The following is a 14,830-nucleotide window of genomic DNA, read 5'->3' as shown; positions in this document are numbered from 1 at the left end:
CTACCGATGATCCGTATTCTCTTGCTGATGACTCCGGTCCGCGGCCTCGCCAACTGGCTGCTGTGCGTGCTGCTGCCCCTGCTGGTTTTGAGTGGCTGCGCCGGCCCGCGTACAACGCCTAAGCCGACTTTCACAACGGTGTACATCGTGCGCCACGCCGAGAAAGACCTCGCGCCCGGCCTACAGGACCCGCCTCTGACCCCGGCCGGGCAGCAGCGTGCCCAGGCCCTGCGCGACACATTGCTGCGCCGGCCGGTGGCGGCCATCTACAGCACTACTACGCTGCGCACCCAGTCCACGGCCCAGCCCCTAGCCCAGGCTCGCCGGCTCACGATTCTGCCCTACGATGCCCGCCAGCTCCCGCAGCTGGTGCGCCGCATCCGGCAAGAAAAGCCCGGCCAGGCCGTGCTGGTGGTGGGCCACTCCAACACCATTCTGGAAACCGTGGAAGCCCTGGGTGCCCCGCGCCCCGTGCCTGCTGTTCAGGATAACGAATACGACTACCTGCTGGAAGTGCGTTTGCCCCAGGATTCGACCCAGGCCGTAACTGCTGTAGCCCGGCGCTATGGAGTCTCCGAGAAATAGTATTATTTCTTTCACCGTTGCCTTCAGCGCCGGCCAGGACTGCCTGTAGCTGCGCGCCTTCTCAAACGGGCCCCGCGCCGGCTGCTCCCGTGGAGCTAGCCAGTGAGGGGCTCGTTGTTATGGTCCACCACATCAGCTTACCAAGGGCTGCTGCAGGTCAGCCGATTCGCGCAGCTAAGGTTGCGCATGGTGGGGTCATTGCACGAGCCCTGCTGCATTCACGCCTTGTTGACAAGGGTGGTATTGTCTTCAGAAAGCTACCTTTTCGGCGAAGAAAGAGGCTGCTTCCGGCTGCGGCTCTGCAACTCGTAGCCGCTTTCTGCTACTTTAGCCCTTGGGGTATCCCCGGTTCCAGTGACTCCACCGCCAGCTTTGGTTTCATTTCGCACATGCTAGTTGCTACTTTCCGCCGCCTGCTCTGGGCCGGCCTCACGCTCACGGTCCTGCCCGCCGCGGCCCAAACGGCCGCCACCACCGATTCCGTCAACATCCGCCGCCTCTACGACGAGGCCCTGGCCCGCGGGCAGAGCTACGACAACCTGCGCCACCTCTGCACCCGCATCGGGGGGCGCCTGAGCGGCTCGCCCCAGGCCGAGCAGGCCGTGCAGTGGGGCAAGGTTACGATGGAAATGCTGGGCCTCGACCGGGTGTATTTGCAGGAGGTAATGGTGCCGCACTGGGTGCGCGGGGCCAAGGAAAAGGCCGTGGTGCGCGGTGCTAAGGGCAAGGGCCTCGACCTGGCCGTGTGCGCCCTGGGTGGCTCGGTGGGCACGGGCGGCAAGCTCCGGGCCCAGGTGGTGGAGGTGCAGAGCCTGCAAGAGCTGGCCGCTTTGCCCGCCGAGAAAGTGAAAGGCAAGTTTGTGCTGTTCAACCGGCCCATGAACCCGCTCTACATCGAAACCGGCCAAGCCTACGGGGAAGCCGGCGACCAGCGCCGCGCCGGCCCCTCGGCCGCCGCCCGCCGCGGAGCCGTGGGGGCCCTGGTGCGCAGCCTCACTCTGGCCCACGACGACTACCCCCACACGGGCTCCTTGCGCTACGACGACCAAGTGGCCAAGGTGCCGGCCGCGGCGCTCAGCACCAACAGCGCCGACCAACTCAGCCAGCTGCTCAAAGCCGACCCCGACCTGACCGTGGAGCTGGAAATGAGCTGCCAGACCCTGCCCGACGTGAAAAGCTACAACGTAGTGGGCGAAATCAAGGGCTCGAAGTACCCCGACGAAATCATTACCGTGGGCGGCCACCTCGACTCCTGGGACCTGGCCCAGGGCGCCCACGACGACGGCACGGGCTGCGTGCAGAGCATGGAGGTGCTGCGCCTGCTCAAGGCCACCGGCCTGCGGCCCGAGCGGACGGTGCGGGCCGTGCTGTTTATGAACGAGGAAAACGGGGTGCGCGGCGGCAACAAGTACGCCGAGCTGGCCAAAGCGGCCGGCGAAAAGCACCTGGCTGCAATGGAATCCGACGGGGGCGGGTTTACGCCGCGGGGCTTCAACATTGAGGCCGATGCGGCCACAGTGCGCCGCGTGCGGCAGTGGCAGCCCCTGCTGCGGCCCTACGGCAGCACCAACTGGACCCCCGGCCACGCCGGCACCGACATCGGCCCGCTGAAAAGCCAGGCCCGCGTCCTCATCGGCTACGACTGCGACTCGCAGCGCTACTTCGACCTGCACCACACCGCCGCCGACACCTTCGACAAGGTAAACCGCCGGGAGCTGGAGCTGGGCGGCGCCAGCATGGCCGCCCTCGTGTACCTGCTCAGCAAGTACGGCCTGTAGCGCGAAGCTTAACTCCGCCTTCCTGCGGTTCTGCTTCCGCGACGAGCAAAGCGGGTAGCAGGCGTAAGCGGACGGATGTGCAGACGCCCCGCGGTACTGCGCATCCGTCATCTGTATCCCTGCTCACCTCTCACTTCTCACCTCTCTAAATGGACCTGTACCTCGTGGTAGTGCTGCTGCCGGAGCCGGTGCACGGGCAGGTGTGGGAGCTGAAGCAGCAGGTGCACCAGCGCACGGGCAGCCGCAACGCCGTGCGCCTGCCCCCGCACATTACCCTGGTGCCGCCCACCCGGCAGCCGCCCGCATTTGCCGCCAAAGCTGCCGCCGTGCTGCGGCGCTTTGCGGCCGGGCAAGCGCCGTGCCCGCTAGAGCTGCACGATTTTGCGTGGTTTGGGCAGCGCACCCTTTACGTGCGGGTGCTGCCCGGCCCGGTGCAGCAGCTGCACGCCGCGCTGGCCGCCTGGCTGGCCCAGGAGCTGCCGGCAGTGCCCGCCCCAACCCGGCCGTTTGTGCCCCACGTTACGCTGGCCACCCGCGACCTGCCCGCCGAGCACGTGCCCGGCCTGCGCCGCGACTTTGCCGCCCGCACCTACCGCGCTACCTGCCTAGCCGAGCAGCTGGTTTTGTTTCGGCACGACGGGCAGCAATGGGTACCGCTGCAACACTGCGCGCTGGGGGCTGCGGCAGCCGCTTAGCAACTGGCTTTTCTGGCGGTGCTCCGAGGAGTAGCTTGCCGGCCGGAAGTGCTGGTAGGTCCTGGCTACTATTAACTTCGCCGAAAAGCAGCCCGCTGCTCTTCGGCAGACAAAGCAATTGGTAGCATCAGCCGCCTGATTCGCTACACTACTTTCATGCACCGGGAAATAGCTGTAGTAATGCACCCCTTGGCTGCGGCTTGCTGCGGTATATATTTCTCCGACACACGGCTTCCGGTGCATATAATTGCTTTAGCTGACGAAAAAAAAGGCCCGCTGAATTTTCGTTCGGCAGGCCTTTTCTCCGAAAGAATCGGAAGTATTTCTTTGTTACTCGGCGCTTACATTTTTCTTGGGGCGGCCGGGACGCTTACCAGTACCATTAGTGGCGCGCGGCTTACGCTCTTTTTTCTCCGGTTTGTAGCCGGGCTCCAGCATCGTATTAATCTCGGTCAGCAGCTCGTTTACTTTCTGCATGTTCTTGCGAATCTGCGAGATGACGGCTTCGTTTTCTTCGGCGCTTGCCAGAATTTGTTGGAGCTTGTTGAGGTCAGCAGTGGCCATAGGGAAGTAGATTACTTACAGGAAAGACAAATGTTTGGCTCAAAGGTCAAAGAAAATTACTGGGAAGTCAACTTTAGGAAAAATGTTTTTCTCTTCAAGTAAAATTCGCCAGTGCAAAGCAGCTGCAACCATCAGTCCTCAGCGCGCCCTAAGCTGCATAAAAAGCCCAATTGAGTGGCAGAGAGTAGAATACCTCAGCTTACGAAGAAATAGTAAGCGAGTTGTAAACCAGGGCGGCGTCAACGTAGGTTGTAGATTGTAACAGTACGTGAATTTTCAGACTAAATTTGTCTGATTAAATATGGCAGCCTCTTTTGGTTGATTTTTGTTCTAATAGTGCCTTATAATCCGGCAGTTCACGCCCATTCGCACCGAAAACCCGCAAGTCTTAGCCAATAACTGGCGCAGAGAGGGAAAGACAAAATCCTGAGAAATCTACAAGCCGAAGTGAATGGCCGGCTCTAAAAGCGCAGGTGGGGTAGCCAACCAAATTAAACAAACCAATTGGCAGTTTCTTTTTTAGCTGAATAAGCCGAATAAAAAAACACGGTCCTTCGCCGCGAAAGACCGTGCTGTTATACAAAATAGCTTGCGTAGGCTAAAAACAGGTTTGCGTTGCCGCTTGCTCTGGTTCGGTAAGCTCAACCTTACCAATTCTACCTCCACACATTGTGCAATACGCGCTAATTCTGCTCCAGAATTTGAAATAGCTCATCGAGCTTGGGCGTCAGAATAATTTCGGTGCGGCGGTTGAGGGCCTTGTTTTGGGGGGTGTCGTTCTGGGCGACGGGCACGTACTGGCTGCGGCCCGAGGGCGTCACCTGAGCCGCCGACAGGCCGGCTTCGGTCAGGATGCGCGTAATTTCGGTGGCGCGCAGCACGCTTAGGTCCCAGTTGTCGCGCATACCGGCCGTGCCGCGGGCCACGGGCACGTTGTCGGTGTGGCCTTCCACCAGTACGTTCACGTCCTGGTTGCCCTTGAGGGCGGTGGCCAGCTTGCGCAGGGCTTCCTGGCCCTTGGGGTCCACTTTCGTCGAGCCTGACTTAAATAACAGCTGCTCCGACAACGACACGTACACCTTGCCGTTGCGCACGTTTACCTGGAGGTCCTGGGCGTTGAAGCCCAGCAGCGCGTCGCCGACTTTCTGGCGCAGGGCCTTCACGGCGGCGTCCTTCTGGTCGAGGATGCGCTGCATGTCGGCGATGCGCTGCTCTTTGGTGCGCAGGTCGGCCGACAGCTGGGAGTTTTCCTGCTGGGCCCCACTCAGGCTGGCGTTCAGCTGGCTGACTTGCTGGTTTTTGCTGAGCAGGCTGGTGCGCAGGGCTTCTTCGCTGCGGGCTTTGTCCTGCTCCAGGGCCGTTTTCTCGGCCTGTAGCTGCTCGCGGGCCTTGGTCAGGTCGGTGTATTGGGTTTGCAGGGCGGCGTATTTTTTCTGGGAAACGCAGGCCGAGGTGCCGAGCAGGCCCGTGGCCAGCAGGGCCGCCAGAACAGGTTGCAGGAAGGTAGAGCGCATCGCTAAACAAGCTAGACAGGTGAAATTGTCCTGCTAAACGAGGCGCCGCGCCGTCGAGTTGCGGCCGTACCAGGTGCGGTGCTTTGTCGTACCTTCGGCGTCCCGTTCTGCGTTTTTGGTTTTGCCCGTTTCCGTGTTGTTGCGTCTTCAAGTACAGAAACTCCTGCGCCTGGCGGCCGGCCTGGGGGCAGCCAGCTTGCTGCCCGTGCTTGGCGCCGCCGGCCAGGCGCCGCCGGCTGCCGCACCGGCCCGCTACTGGGTCGTGTTCCGCGACAAAGCCGGCCAGCAGCTGGCGCCGGCCTCCTACTTCAGCACCCCGGCCCAAGCCCGCCGCCAGCGCCAGCACCTGCCCGCCGCCGACAGCACCGACTTTCCCGTGCGCCCCGATTACGTGGCCCAGGTGCGCGCCGCCGCAGACACCGTGACGCTGGTGAGCCGGTGGTTTAATGCCGTAGCCTGCCGCGCCACGCCGGCCCAGGCCGCCGCCCTGCGCCAGCTGCCCGGCGTGCGGCAGGTGCAGCCCTGGCCCGCCGCGCCCCTGCCCGTGGCGGCGCACCCGGCGCCGGCTTCTGCCGCCCGCCCCCTCACCGCCGCCGACCGCCAGCTGGCCCGGCGCCAGACCAGCAGCCTGGGCGCCGCCGAGCTGGGCCGGGCCGGCCTCCGCGGCCGGGGCCTGCGCATTGCCGTGTTCGACGTGGGCTTTCTGGGCACCGACCGTCACCCGGCCTTTGCCCACCTCTACCGGCGCGGGGCCGTGGTGGCTACCTACGACTTTTTGCGTCACTCGCCGCAGGTGTACTTGGGCGGCAGCCACGGCACCAAAGTGCTGTCGTGTTTGGCGGGCCGCCTGCCTGGGCCCGACAGCACCGCCCTGGGCCTGGCTCCCGACGCCGAGTTTCTGCTGGCCCGCACCGAGCACCTGCACCGCGAGCAGTACGCCGAGGAAGAAGCCTGGCTGGCCGCTGCCGAGTGGGCCGACCGCCAGGGCGCCGACATCATCAACTCCTCGCTGGGCTACACCGACCGGCGCTACTTTCCGGAGCAGATGGATGGCCGCACCAGCCTGGTAGCCCGCGCCGCCGAGCTGGCTGTGCGCAAGGGCATGCTGGTGGTGAATGCCGCCGGCAACGCCGGCGACGACCCGCGCTGGCGCATCATCGGCACTCCCGCCGATGGCGACTCGGTGCTGGCCGTGGGCGGCCTCGACCCGGCTACGTACCTGCACATCGACTTCAGCTCCTACGGGCCCGCGCCGGGCAAGCGCCTGAAACCCAACGTGGCGGCCTTCGGCGAAGTGGTAGCTGCCGCCTCGAACGGGGGCTACGAGCGTATCCAGGGCACTTCGTTTGCCAGTCCGCTGGTGGCGGGGTTTGCGGCCTGCGTGTGGCAGCAGCAGCGCGGCCTTACCGTCATGCAGCTGTTTGAGCGGTTGCAGCAGTCGGCCACGCTCTACCCGTACTTCGACTACGCCCACGGCTACGGCCTGCCCCAGGCCCGCTTTTTCACCCAGCCGCCTGCGGCACCCGCGTTGCCCACTTTCGATATTACCCCCCAGGATTCGGTGCTGGCCGTGGTGATTCGGCCGGAAGCGGCCCGGACCCAGCCAGCCGTGTTGCCTCTGGTAGCCGACGCGGCGCCCGCGCCCCTGGCCGGGGAGGCGGCCCCCGAAACCGGTCCTGCCTTCCCCGCCGAGGCGCCGGCGTATCTGTACTGGCAGGTGCTGGACCGGGCCGGCCGCCCGCGGCTGTACGAAGTGGTGGAGGTGCAGCAGCGGGCCGTGCTGCGCGTGCCTCGGGAGTTGCTGCAGCCTGGTGAGGCCCTGCGGGTGCACTACCGGGGCTACACCCTCACGTATCCTACCCCATGAAAATCCTGCATGCACCGGCTCTGCTGCTGCTGTCCGGCACCCTGCTGCTAGCCGCCGGCCCGGCGCGGGCGCAGCGGGTGCTGCTGCGCGCCACGCCCGCCACCGACTCCATGGAGGTACGCCGGGGGCCAAACCGGGCCGTGTTTCGCCACTTTTACCTGGGCTACGCGCCCGTGGCGGGCGCAGCCAGCGGGCCGGGCGCCGACCTGCGCTACGGCGTTTCGGCCGATTTCTTCGTGGGGCTGCGCCACAAGTTTCGGCTTTCGCCAGCTCTGGCGGTGGGCGTGGATGCCCGCTACGCCTGGCTCACGTATCGGCTGCGGCAAAACGGCCGGAAGGTGCTGCCCACGCCCGCCCGCCACCACACCGAGTCGCTGACCCTGCCGCAGGTGCAGCTGGAGCCCTACGTGCGCCTCAACGTTGGGCGGCGCGGCAACGTGGTGGGCCGCTACCTCGACCTGGCGGGCTGGGCCGGCTGGGTAACGGGCACCGCCCACCGCTACGAAGACCGGCCCGGCCCGGCCGGGGCCGCCCGCACCCAGGTCGTCAACCGGGGCTTGCCGTATCTGAACCGCTGGCCCTACGGCGTGGGCACGCGCCTGGGCTCCGGCCGCTACGCCGCCGTGGCCCGCTACCGCCTGAGCCCTGCTTTCAGCGCCGAAGCCCGGTCGCGCTACCCGGAGCTGCCCCGCTGGACCGTTGGCCTGGAGCTGGGCTGGTTGTGAAGGTGCTGGTCAGGGCAGGGCAGGGGGCAAGCGCAGAGCGTGAGGCTGCTGGAAGGCGAATTGTGCCGGAGCGAAGTCAGCCTTTTGCTTCGATTGAAAACAACTAAAAAAACCGCCTGCCGCGCACCGGAGCCTACAACCCCGGCCTGCATTTTGCGGTACACTGCTCTCGTCAGCACAAGACGCATCAGAAGGACGTAGGTAGGGGCCAAGGAGTGGCCCGCCGGTTTTGTTGTTTGCCGAATTGATTTACCTAAACAGGTCACTTTCTTACTCATGAGAAAAATTGTACTCCCTGCCGCCGGGCTGTTGTTGGCTTTGCACACCACCTCGTGCATCAACACCGAGCGGGAGGTAGGGACTTCCAGAAATTCCCAGCAAGTATTTACGCCCACCCCCGAAGGTGCCCGGGCGCGGCTGACGGAGCGCACCGTGCTGCGCACCGTCAACGCCACCCACGCCTTCTCTAACCCCCGCACCAAAGACCGGTTTGTGCTGCAACTGCGGGGCCCGAAAATTGCCACCTCGCAGGCCCACTTTTTCATCATCAGCAGCACCGGCGACACCCTCCGCAAAGAGGCCATGCCGGCCATAGCCCTCATCAACGAGCGGGACCTGGACGACCCGCGGGCCGCAACCGTCCGCGACAAGGAAATTGCCATTTTGCAGGGCATGAACAATTTCTTTCGTGAGGAGCGGTTTGTGCAGCCGGCCGTGCCCCGCTCTGCCGTGCAGCCCGAAAACGTGGATGCCCAATCGTGGACCTCAGTAAAAGAAGACAACCGCGCCGTAGGCTTCGACTACCCCGCCGCCGATGGCCGGGAGCGGCGCCTGGCTTTCTCCCGCAAGCTGGGCCGGGCCGTGGTCATTGCCGAATAACGCGCCCGTAGCCTCCTACAAACGCAATAGCGCCGCCCAAGCATTTGGGCGGCGCTGTTGTTTGTGAAAGAAATCTGATAGAGTTAATTGACAAGTGGTCTGCCAGCGGCAGACCTGATGCATCTTCTAATCACTAACCACCTCTTCTTACCCCAGCCAGCCCGTGCGGCCGTCGGGCTGGCGCACCAGGCGGTAGCGGCCAAACTCGCCCAGCACGGCCACGGCGGTTTGGGCGGGCAGGGCAGCAATAGTGGGCGCGTCGGGGTGGGGCAGGGCCCGCAGGTCGGCGGGGGCGGCCAGCTGCTCCCGGCGCAGGGGCGCGGCCGGCGCCACGGCCTTCGCCGACACGTAGGCCACGCGGCCATCGGGGCGCTGCACGCGCAGCCAGCCGGCTTGGGCGCCCACTACCAATAGAGGCGTCTGGCGGGGAGCCGTGCCCAGGGCCGCGGCCCGGTCGGCGGGGGAGAGGCGCAGGATTGCTTGCTTGTCGCGCACCCGTACCCAGTGGCCCAGCTGCTCCGGCAGCGTCTTGGGAGCCGGCGGCAGCGCGTCGGCCCGCCGCACGAACGGGAACGGGTCGACGGGGCCCTGGCCGCTGCGGTAGATGCCGAAGTGCAGGTGGGGCGGGGTGGAGCGGGCGTTGCCGGTGTTGCCGACCAGCCCCAGCGTGTCGCCGATGCGCACCTGCTGGCCGGGCTGCACCAGTTGCCGGTCGAGGTGGGCGTAGTAGAGGTGCTGGCCGTGCTCGGTATCGGCCAGCCACACCACCCGGCCGCCGCGGGGCGTCTCGTTTACCCGCGTGATGTAGCCGTTGGCGGCGGCCACCACCGGCGTGCCGCGTCGGGCAAAGATGTCGATGCCCTCGTGGCGGCGGGCCCCGCCGTCGCGCTCCACGCCCCAGAATGAGCCCACGGCCACGTCGTTTTTGCCGGGCACCGGAAAGCCCAGACTAGGTTCGCGCCGGATACGCACGGTGTAGCGGCCGGCGCGCAGCAGCTCGGGCTGCACGCGCAGCAGGTGCTGGCGGTCGGCCTCGGCTACGTAGCTGAAGTCCAGGCTGGCGGTATCGGCCGAAGCCAGCCGGGTAGGAGCGGCTTGGGCGGGGCTCAGCTCAAACGCATCCACGAACACGCGCGGGGCCTCGGTGCCGGGGGCCAGCGTGAGGCTGATGCGGATGGTTTCGCCGGTGCGCACCCCGTAGCGGTAGCTGGCGGCGGTGGCGCGGTCGGCGGGGAAGAAGCCGCTTTCCTGGAAAGGCAACGTGACGACCAGCGAGTCGCGTAGGGCCTGCTCGGCGGCGTGTAGCCAGTCGCGGCCCAGGGCGGTTTGGTGGAGGCCGGCCTGGCGCAGGCGGCGGGCATACTCCTCGTGGGGCGTGCCCCGCTGGAAGATGCCTTGCAGGGTTTGGCTTTGGCTACAAGCCGTGAGGAATAAAACGAAAATCAGCGCCGGCAGGGCGCGCAAGCGAAGCAGGGACAAGTGCAGTAGGATGAAGGATAGACGGTATGAGCTAAACCCCAGCTGGCGCCGACTAGTTCTGCTGCTGCTCTACCCGCCGGAGCCGTGTACCTTTACCGGCCCATTCCCCCCATTTCTGCCATGCTCCACCTCACCGAGTGCCCCCGCGACGCCATGCAGGGCTGGCCGGCCTTCATTCCGACCGAAGAAAAAACAGCCTACCTCAACGCCCTGCTGGGTGTGGGCTTCGACGTGCTTGACTTCGGCTCCTTCGTCTCGCCCAAGGCCATTCCGCAGCTGGCCGACACGGCCGAAGTGCTAGCCGGCCTCGACCTGAGCCAGACCCGTACCCAGCTGCTGGCCATCGTGGCCAACCTGCGCGGGGCCGAAACCGCCGCCCAGCACCCCGAAATCCGCTACATCGGCTTCCCGCTGTCGGTGTCCGAAACGTTTCAGCAGCGCAACACCAACAAGAGCATTGCCCAGGCTCTCGACGACGTAACTCGGATGCAGGAGCTGTGTGCCCGCACCGGGCAGGAGCAGGTGGTGTACCTGAGCATGGGCTTCGGCAACCCCTACGGCGACCCATGGAGCCCCGGCGTGCTGGGCGAGTTCACTCAGCGCCTCGACGCCCTGGCCGTACGCCGCGTGGCCTTGTCCGACACCATCGGGGCCTCCACGCCGGCCACCATCGGCCCCGCCTTCCGGGAGCTGACCGCCGCTTTCCCCCACATCCAATTTGGCGCCCACCTGCACACCACGCCCCAGAGCTGGCGGGAGAAAGTACAGGCCGCCTACGAGGCCGGCTGCCGCCGCTTCGACGGAGCCCTGGGTGGCTACGGCGGCTGCCCCATGGCCGCCGACCAGCTCACCGGCAACATGCCCACCGAGCGGCTGCTGGAGTTTGCCCGCGAGGTAGGCGAGGAGCCAGTGCTGCTAACAGAGGCCCTGGGTGCGGCTTTGGAGCTGAATCAGCGCATCTTTGTGGAACCTCACCCCCTAGTCCCCTCTCCAAAAGAGAGGGGGAACTAGCTCTAAAACAGTAGCTTCCAGTTTACCCTTTCATACCTCACCACCAGCTGGGTTTTCTAGTTCTAAAAACTAAAAAGCTAGTTCCCCCTCTCTTTTGGAGAGGGGGCTAGGGGGTGAAGTTCCACTACCTATGCCAGCCGCCGTCGACCTGTTCATTCCCTGCTTCGTAGACCAGCTTTTCCCCCAGACCGCCCTGAACATGGTGAAGGTGCTGGAAAGCGTGGGCTGCACGGTGCACTATAATGCCAACCAAACCTGCTGCGGGCAGCCGGCCTACAACGCGGGCTATAAGCAGCAAAGCCGCGAAGTAGCCTGCAAGTTTCTGGACGACTTCCCGACCCAGCAGGAGCACTACATCGTGAGTCCGTCGGCTTCGTGCATCGGCATGGTGCGCAACACCTACGCCGATTTGTTTGAGGGCACGCCGGAGTCGGGGCGCTACCACGGGGTGCAGCGCCGGGCCTTCGAGCTGACTGAGTTTCTGGTGGATGTGCTGGGCGTGACCCGCATTCCGCAGGCTCGGCTCCAGGGCACTTACACCTACCATGATTCCTGCTCGGCCCTGCGCGAGTGCGGCATCCGGGAGGCCCCGCGCCGCCTGCTCGACGCTGTGCCTGGGCTAGAGCGCCTGGAAATGGCTGAAACCGAAACCTGCTGTGGTTTCGGCGGCACCTTCGCCGTGAAGTTTGAGGCCATATCCGTTGCTATGGCCGAGCAGAAAGTAGAGCACGCGCTGGCCACCGGCGCCCAATACATCGTCAGCACCGACACGAGCTGCCTCATGCACCTCGACGCCTACATCCGTCGCGAGAAAAAGCCCATCCAGACCCTGCACGTAGCCGATGTGCTGGCTAGTGGGTGGTAGGGCCTCACCCCCCGGCCCCGCAACTGCTTGATGCGCAGTATCCCGTGGAGAGGGGGAGCCTGACGCTCCGCCCGGCGCAGCACTTTCGGCTACCGCCTCAAGTACTGCTACCAATCATAAAGCGCCACTCCTGCCGCAGGAGTGGCGCTTTGCTTCTCTAGTGCTGGTTGGCAAGCTGCCTCGGAGGCGCGAGCCGAAAAGGCGGCGTAGAACAATGTCGTCAGGCTCCCCCTCTCCACGGGATACTGCGCATCAAGCAGTTGCGGGGCCGGGGGGTGAGGCTACACCAGCTGCTTCACCCGCTCCCGCAGGCTCTCCGAGGCCTCCACCAACGGCAGGCGCACGGCGCCGGAGCACACGCCCTGTAGGTCCAAAGCCGTTTTCACGCCGACGGGGTTGCTTTCCTCGTACATCAGCGGGTTTAGCTCCGAGAAGCCGAACAGCAGTTGGCTGGCCGCCGCGAAGTCGCCGGCCAGGGCGGCGCGGGTCATGTCGGAGAAGCGACGGGGGAAGGCGTTGGCCAGCACGGAGATGATGCCCACACCGCCGAAGCTGATGAGGCTGGTGGTCATCATATCGTCGCCGGAAATCAGCAGGAAATCGTCGGGCTTGGCGGCGGCAATGGCAATGCACTGCTCCAGGTTGCCGCTGGCCTCCTTGGTGCCGATGATGTTGGGGTGCCGGGCCAGGTGCAGGGTGGTGGCGGCCGTAAGGTTGGAGGCGGTGCGGCCCGGCACGTTGTAGAGCAGCAGCGGCACGGGCGCGGCGTCGGCCAGCCGCTCGTAATGGGCCACGATGCCGCGCTGGCTGGGCTTGTTGTAGTAGGGTGAGGCCGACAGGATGGCCGTGACGCCCGCCAGGTCGGTGCTGCGGATGGTGCGCTCCACGGCGGCCGTGTCGTTGCCGCCGATGCCGTATACAATGGGGGCGCGGCCAGCGGTGTGCTCCCGCACCACGCGCAGGATTTCGGCCTTTTCCTCGGTGGTCAACGTGGGCGACTCGGCCGTGGTGCCATTCACCACGAGGTACTCCACGCCGCCGTCAAGCACAAAATCCACGAGCCGCCGCAGGGCCTCGTAATCCACAGCCCGCTCGGGCGTGGAAGTGAAGGGAGTAACCAGGGCTACGCCTGTGCCACGTAGGGAAAGCAGGGGGGAGCCGCCACCGGCGGGAAGACGCTGGGCAAGTTTGTCCATGCGGGAAATTAGCGGTTGATTTGTGGAGGAATGACCCGCGGCGAAGGTACAATGCCGGCGGCGAAGGTCGTCCTGTTTTCTCTCCCCAGTACGGCCCGGGCCCCGCCCGCCGCGTTACATCCCTCATCCGTGAAGCTTACCCATTACCCGCTGCTGGCCGCAGCTACCCTGGCCACCCTCGGCGCCCTGCCCGCCTGTACCGACTCCAAAACCGCCAACGCTGCCGAGTCGGCCGCTTCCAACGCCAGCCCCGGCGCCGACTCCGCTGCCACGGCCGGCTCTTCTGCCGCCAGTCCGGCCCCGGCCGCCCCCGCTGGCAACACCGGCAGCCCCACCACCATCCCGCCCGGCAAGCGGGCCGACGCCGCCACCATCACGGCCCGCCCGCAGGTGCCTATCCTGTGTTACCACCAGATTCGGGAGTGGCGACCCAAGGATTCCAAAGGCGCCAAGGACTACATCGTGCCGGTGGAGCGCTTCAAAGAGCAAATCAAGATGCTGGCCGACTCGGGCTACCACACCATTCTGCCCGACCAACTCTTCGCCTACCTGACCACCGGGGCGCCCCTGCCCTCCAAGCCGGTGATGCTGACTTTCGACGACACCGACCTCGACCAGTTCACCGTGGCCCGGCCCACGCTCGACAAATACGGCTTCAAGGCCGTGTACTTCATCATGACGGTGAGCATCGGGCGGCCGCGCTACATGAGCAAGGCCCAGATCAAGCAGCTCGCCGACGAAGGCAATGTCATCGGCTCCCACACCTGGGACCACCACAACGTAAAGAAATACCAGGGCCAGGACTGGGTGACGCAAATCGAGGAGCCCACCAAAAAGCTCGAAGAAATTACGGGCAAGAAAATCAACTACTTCGCCTACCCCTTCGGCCTCTGGAACCCGGAGGCCATTCCGGAGCTGAAAAAACGGGGCATGGACGCGGCCTTTATCCTGGCCGAGAAGCGCGACCCTCAGGACCCACTCTACACCATCCGCCGCATCATTGCCAGCGGCTACTGGAGCCCCCGTACCCTGCACAACAGCATGGTGCAGTCTTTTTAATGTAACGCTGAGCTCCCGCTCGGCGCCACGAGCAGAGCGAGTATCTAGTACCGCACCCTGTGGTGCAGCCGCAAGGATACTCGCTCTGCTCGTAGCGCCAAGCGGGAGCTCAGCATTACTTTTTTACGCCGCTCTCTTTCAACGCCGGATAGCCACCGGCATTTACTACCTTCTGAAAGCCTTTCTCCTGCATGAGCACGGCCGCTTTGCCGCTGCGGTTGCCGGAGGCACAGTAGAGCACATACGTTTTCTGGGGGTCGAGCAAGGCCAGCTGCTTAGCAAATTCCGGGGAGCGGTAATCGAGGTTTTGGGCGCCGGGCAGGTGGCCGGCGGCGTACTCGGCCGGGGTGCGCACGTCGAGCAGCACCGCATCGGGCTGAGTCAGGGCCTTCTTGACCTCGGGCAACGGCGCTACGGGCAGGCTGGGCGGCGCTACGACGCCGGTGTCGGTGAAACGGGGCTGTTGCTGTAGCTCGGGCGCCGTGGTGGGCAGGGTTTGGGCCTGAGCCAGTAGGGGCAGGCTCAGGAAAGCGCTGATAGTCAGAAAGCGAAGCATACCGAAACCGATAGAAGGTGGTAGATGCGCGAAAGATACGCGGCCGGGGCGAAGGTT

14 protein-coding genes are annotated in these 14,830 nt (G+C 65.0%); 9 read left to right on the top strand and 5 right to left on the bottom strand.

The annotated features are described in order from the left end of the window. Window positions 1-6 precede the first annotated feature (6 nt). The 3 genes from OIS53_RS05190 to OIS53_RS05180 all read left to right on the top strand — a co-directional run bounded on the left by OIS53_RS05190 (window position 7) and on the right by OIS53_RS05180 (window position 3,058). Window positions 7-585 (top strand): SixA phosphatase family protein, encoded by a 579-nt coding sequence (locus tag OIS53_RS05190; protein WP_264681333.1) that lies wholly within the window; start codon window positions 7-9, stop codon window positions 583-585. A 389-nt stretch (window positions 586-974) separates the two neighbouring features. Then, window positions 975-2,363, top strand: coding sequence for a M28 family peptidase (locus OIS53_RS05185; RefSeq protein WP_264681332.1), 1,389 nt, complete (start codon window positions 975-977; stop codon window positions 2,361-2,363). A gap of 149 nt (window positions 2,364-2,512) precedes the next feature. After that, complete coding sequence (locus OIS53_RS05180; protein ID WP_264681331.1) at window positions 2,513-3,058, top strand: 2'-5' RNA ligase family protein; 546 nt, start codon at window positions 2,513-2,515, stop codon at window positions 3,056-3,058. Between the two features lie 330 nt (window positions 3,059-3,388). Here the strand turns inward: OIS53_RS05180 and OIS53_RS05175 are convergent, their stop codons facing one another. Together OIS53_RS05175 and OIS53_RS05170 are read right to left on the bottom strand one after the other, a co-directional pair. Next, window positions 3,389-3,622: a hypothetical protein gene (locus tag OIS53_RS05175; RefSeq protein WP_264681330.1), complete on the bottom strand. Its 234-nt coding sequence runs from the start codon at window positions 3,620-3,622 to the stop codon at window positions 3,389-3,391. Between the two features lie 683 nt (window positions 3,623-4,305). Beyond that, window positions 4,306-5,136: an OmpA/MotB family protein gene (locus OIS53_RS05170; protein ID WP_264681329.1), complete on the bottom strand. Its 831-nt coding sequence runs from the start codon at window positions 5,134-5,136 to the stop codon at window positions 4,306-4,308. A gap of 139 nt (window positions 5,137-5,275) precedes the next feature. Between OIS53_RS05170 and OIS53_RS05165 the strand changes: the two genes are divergently transcribed. From OIS53_RS05165 to OIS53_RS05155, 3 genes are all read left to right on the top strand, one after another. Beyond that, window positions 5,276-7,003 (top strand): S8 family serine peptidase, encoded by a 1,728-nt coding sequence (locus OIS53_RS05165; protein ID WP_264681328.1) that lies wholly within the window; start codon window positions 5,276-5,278, stop codon window positions 7,001-7,003. Continuing rightward, the gene (locus OIS53_RS05160) at window positions 7,000-7,728 is read left to right on the top strand and encodes a hypothetical protein (protein WP_264681327.1); all 729 of its coding nucleotides are present in this window, start codon (window positions 7,000-7,002) and stop codon (window positions 7,726-7,728) included. The genes OIS53_RS05165 and OIS53_RS05160 overlap by 4 nt, the downstream gene beginning before the upstream one ends. Before the next feature lie 276 nt (window positions 7,729-8,004). Continuing rightward, window positions 8,005-8,607, top strand: coding sequence for a hypothetical protein (locus OIS53_RS05155; RefSeq protein WP_264681326.1), 603 nt, complete (start codon window positions 8,005-8,007; stop codon window positions 8,605-8,607). A 147-nt stretch (window positions 8,608-8,754) separates the two neighbouring features. Here OIS53_RS05155 and OIS53_RS05150 read toward each other — a convergent pair whose 3' ends face one another. Continuing rightward, window positions 8,755-10,086, bottom strand: coding sequence for a M23 family metallopeptidase (locus OIS53_RS05150; protein ID WP_264681325.1), 1,332 nt, complete (start codon window positions 10,084-10,086; stop codon window positions 8,755-8,757). Between the two features lie 120 nt (window positions 10,087-10,206). Here OIS53_RS05150 and OIS53_RS05145 point away from each other — a divergent pair, with 120 nt between their 5' ends. Both OIS53_RS05145 and OIS53_RS05140 read left to right on the top strand, forming a co-directional pair. Next, on the top strand, window positions 10,207-11,097 hold the full coding sequence (locus OIS53_RS05145) for a hydroxymethylglutaryl-CoA lyase (RefSeq protein ID WP_264681324.1): 891 nt from the start codon (window positions 10,207-10,209) through the stop codon (window positions 11,095-11,097). A gap of 130 nt (window positions 11,098-11,227) precedes the next feature. Then, window positions 11,228-11,962, top strand: a complete 735-nt coding sequence (locus tag OIS53_RS05140; protein WP_264681323.1) for a (Fe-S)-binding protein — start codon at window positions 11,228-11,230, stop codon at window positions 11,960-11,962. A gap of 281 nt (window positions 11,963-12,243) precedes the next feature. Here OIS53_RS05140 and dapA read toward each other — a convergent pair whose 3' ends face one another. Next, window positions 12,244-13,158, bottom strand: a complete 915-nt coding sequence (gene dapA / locus OIS53_RS05135; RefSeq protein ID WP_264681322.1) for a 4-hydroxy-tetrahydrodipicolinate synthase — start codon at window positions 13,156-13,158, stop codon at window positions 12,244-12,246. 129 nt (window positions 13,159-13,287) lie between these two features. Here dapA and OIS53_RS05130 point away from each other — a divergent pair, with 129 nt between their 5' ends. Next, a complete protein-coding gene (locus tag OIS53_RS05130) occupies window positions 13,288-14,217 on the top strand; it encodes a polysaccharide deacetylase family protein (RefSeq protein ID WP_264681321.1) in 930 nt (309 codons plus the stop codon). Window positions 14,218-14,332: 115 nt separating this feature from the next. Here the strand turns inward: OIS53_RS05130 and OIS53_RS05125 are convergent, their stop codons facing one another. Next, window positions 14,333-14,773 carry a rhodanese-like domain-containing protein gene (locus tag OIS53_RS05125; RefSeq protein WP_264681320.1) on the bottom strand — a complete coding sequence of 147 codons (441 nt, stop codon included), beginning with the start codon at window positions 14,771-14,773 and terminating at the stop codon, window positions 14,333-14,335. Window positions 14,774-14,830: the final 57 nt, after the last annotated feature.

The organism is Hymenobacter sp. YIM 151500-1 (assembly GCF_025979885.1).
In the GTDB taxonomy this organism is placed as follows: Bacteria; Bacteroidota; Bacteroidia; order Cytophagales; family Hymenobacteraceae; genus Hymenobacter.
This window is presented reverse-complemented; position numbering and strand designations above follow the sequence as displayed.

Coding starts and splice junctions, on each gene's coding strand:
- dapA (WP_264681322.1), bottom strand. CDS start 13,158: ATGGACAAACTTGCCCAGCGTCTTCCCGCCGGTGGCGGCTCCCCCCTG.
- OIS53_RS05190 (WP_264681333.1), top strand. CDS start 7: ATGATCCGTATTCTCTTGCTGATGACTCCGGTCCGCGGCCTCGCCAAC.
- OIS53_RS05145 (WP_264681324.1), top strand. CDS start 10,207: ATGCTCCACCTCACCGAGTGCCCCCGCGACGCCATGCAGGGCTGGCCG.
- OIS53_RS05170 (WP_264681329.1), bottom strand. CDS start 5,136: ATGCGCTCTACCTTCCTGCAACCTGTTCTGGCGGCCCTGCTGGCCACG.
- OIS53_RS05175 (WP_264681330.1), bottom strand. CDS start 3,622: ATGGCCACTGCTGACCTCAACAAGCTCCAACAAATTCTGGCAAGCGCC.
- OIS53_RS05185 (WP_264681332.1), top strand. CDS start 975: ATGCTAGTTGCTACTTTCCGCCGCCTGCTCTGGGCCGGCCTCACGCTC.
- OIS53_RS05160 (WP_264681327.1), top strand. CDS start 7,000: ATGAAAATCCTGCATGCACCGGCTCTGCTGCTGCTGTCCGGCACCCTG.
- OIS53_RS05125 (WP_264681320.1), bottom strand. CDS start 14,773: ATGCTTCGCTTTCTGACTATCAGCGCTTTCCTGAGCCTGCCCCTACTG.
- OIS53_RS05180 (WP_264681331.1), top strand. CDS start 2,513: ATGGACCTGTACCTCGTGGTAGTGCTGCTGCCGGAGCCGGTGCACGGG.
- OIS53_RS05140 (WP_264681323.1), top strand. CDS start 11,228: ATGCCAGCCGCCGTCGACCTGTTCATTCCCTGCTTCGTAGACCAGCTT.
- OIS53_RS05155 (WP_264681326.1), top strand. CDS start 8,005: ATGAGAAAAATTGTACTCCCTGCCGCCGGGCTGTTGTTGGCTTTGCAC.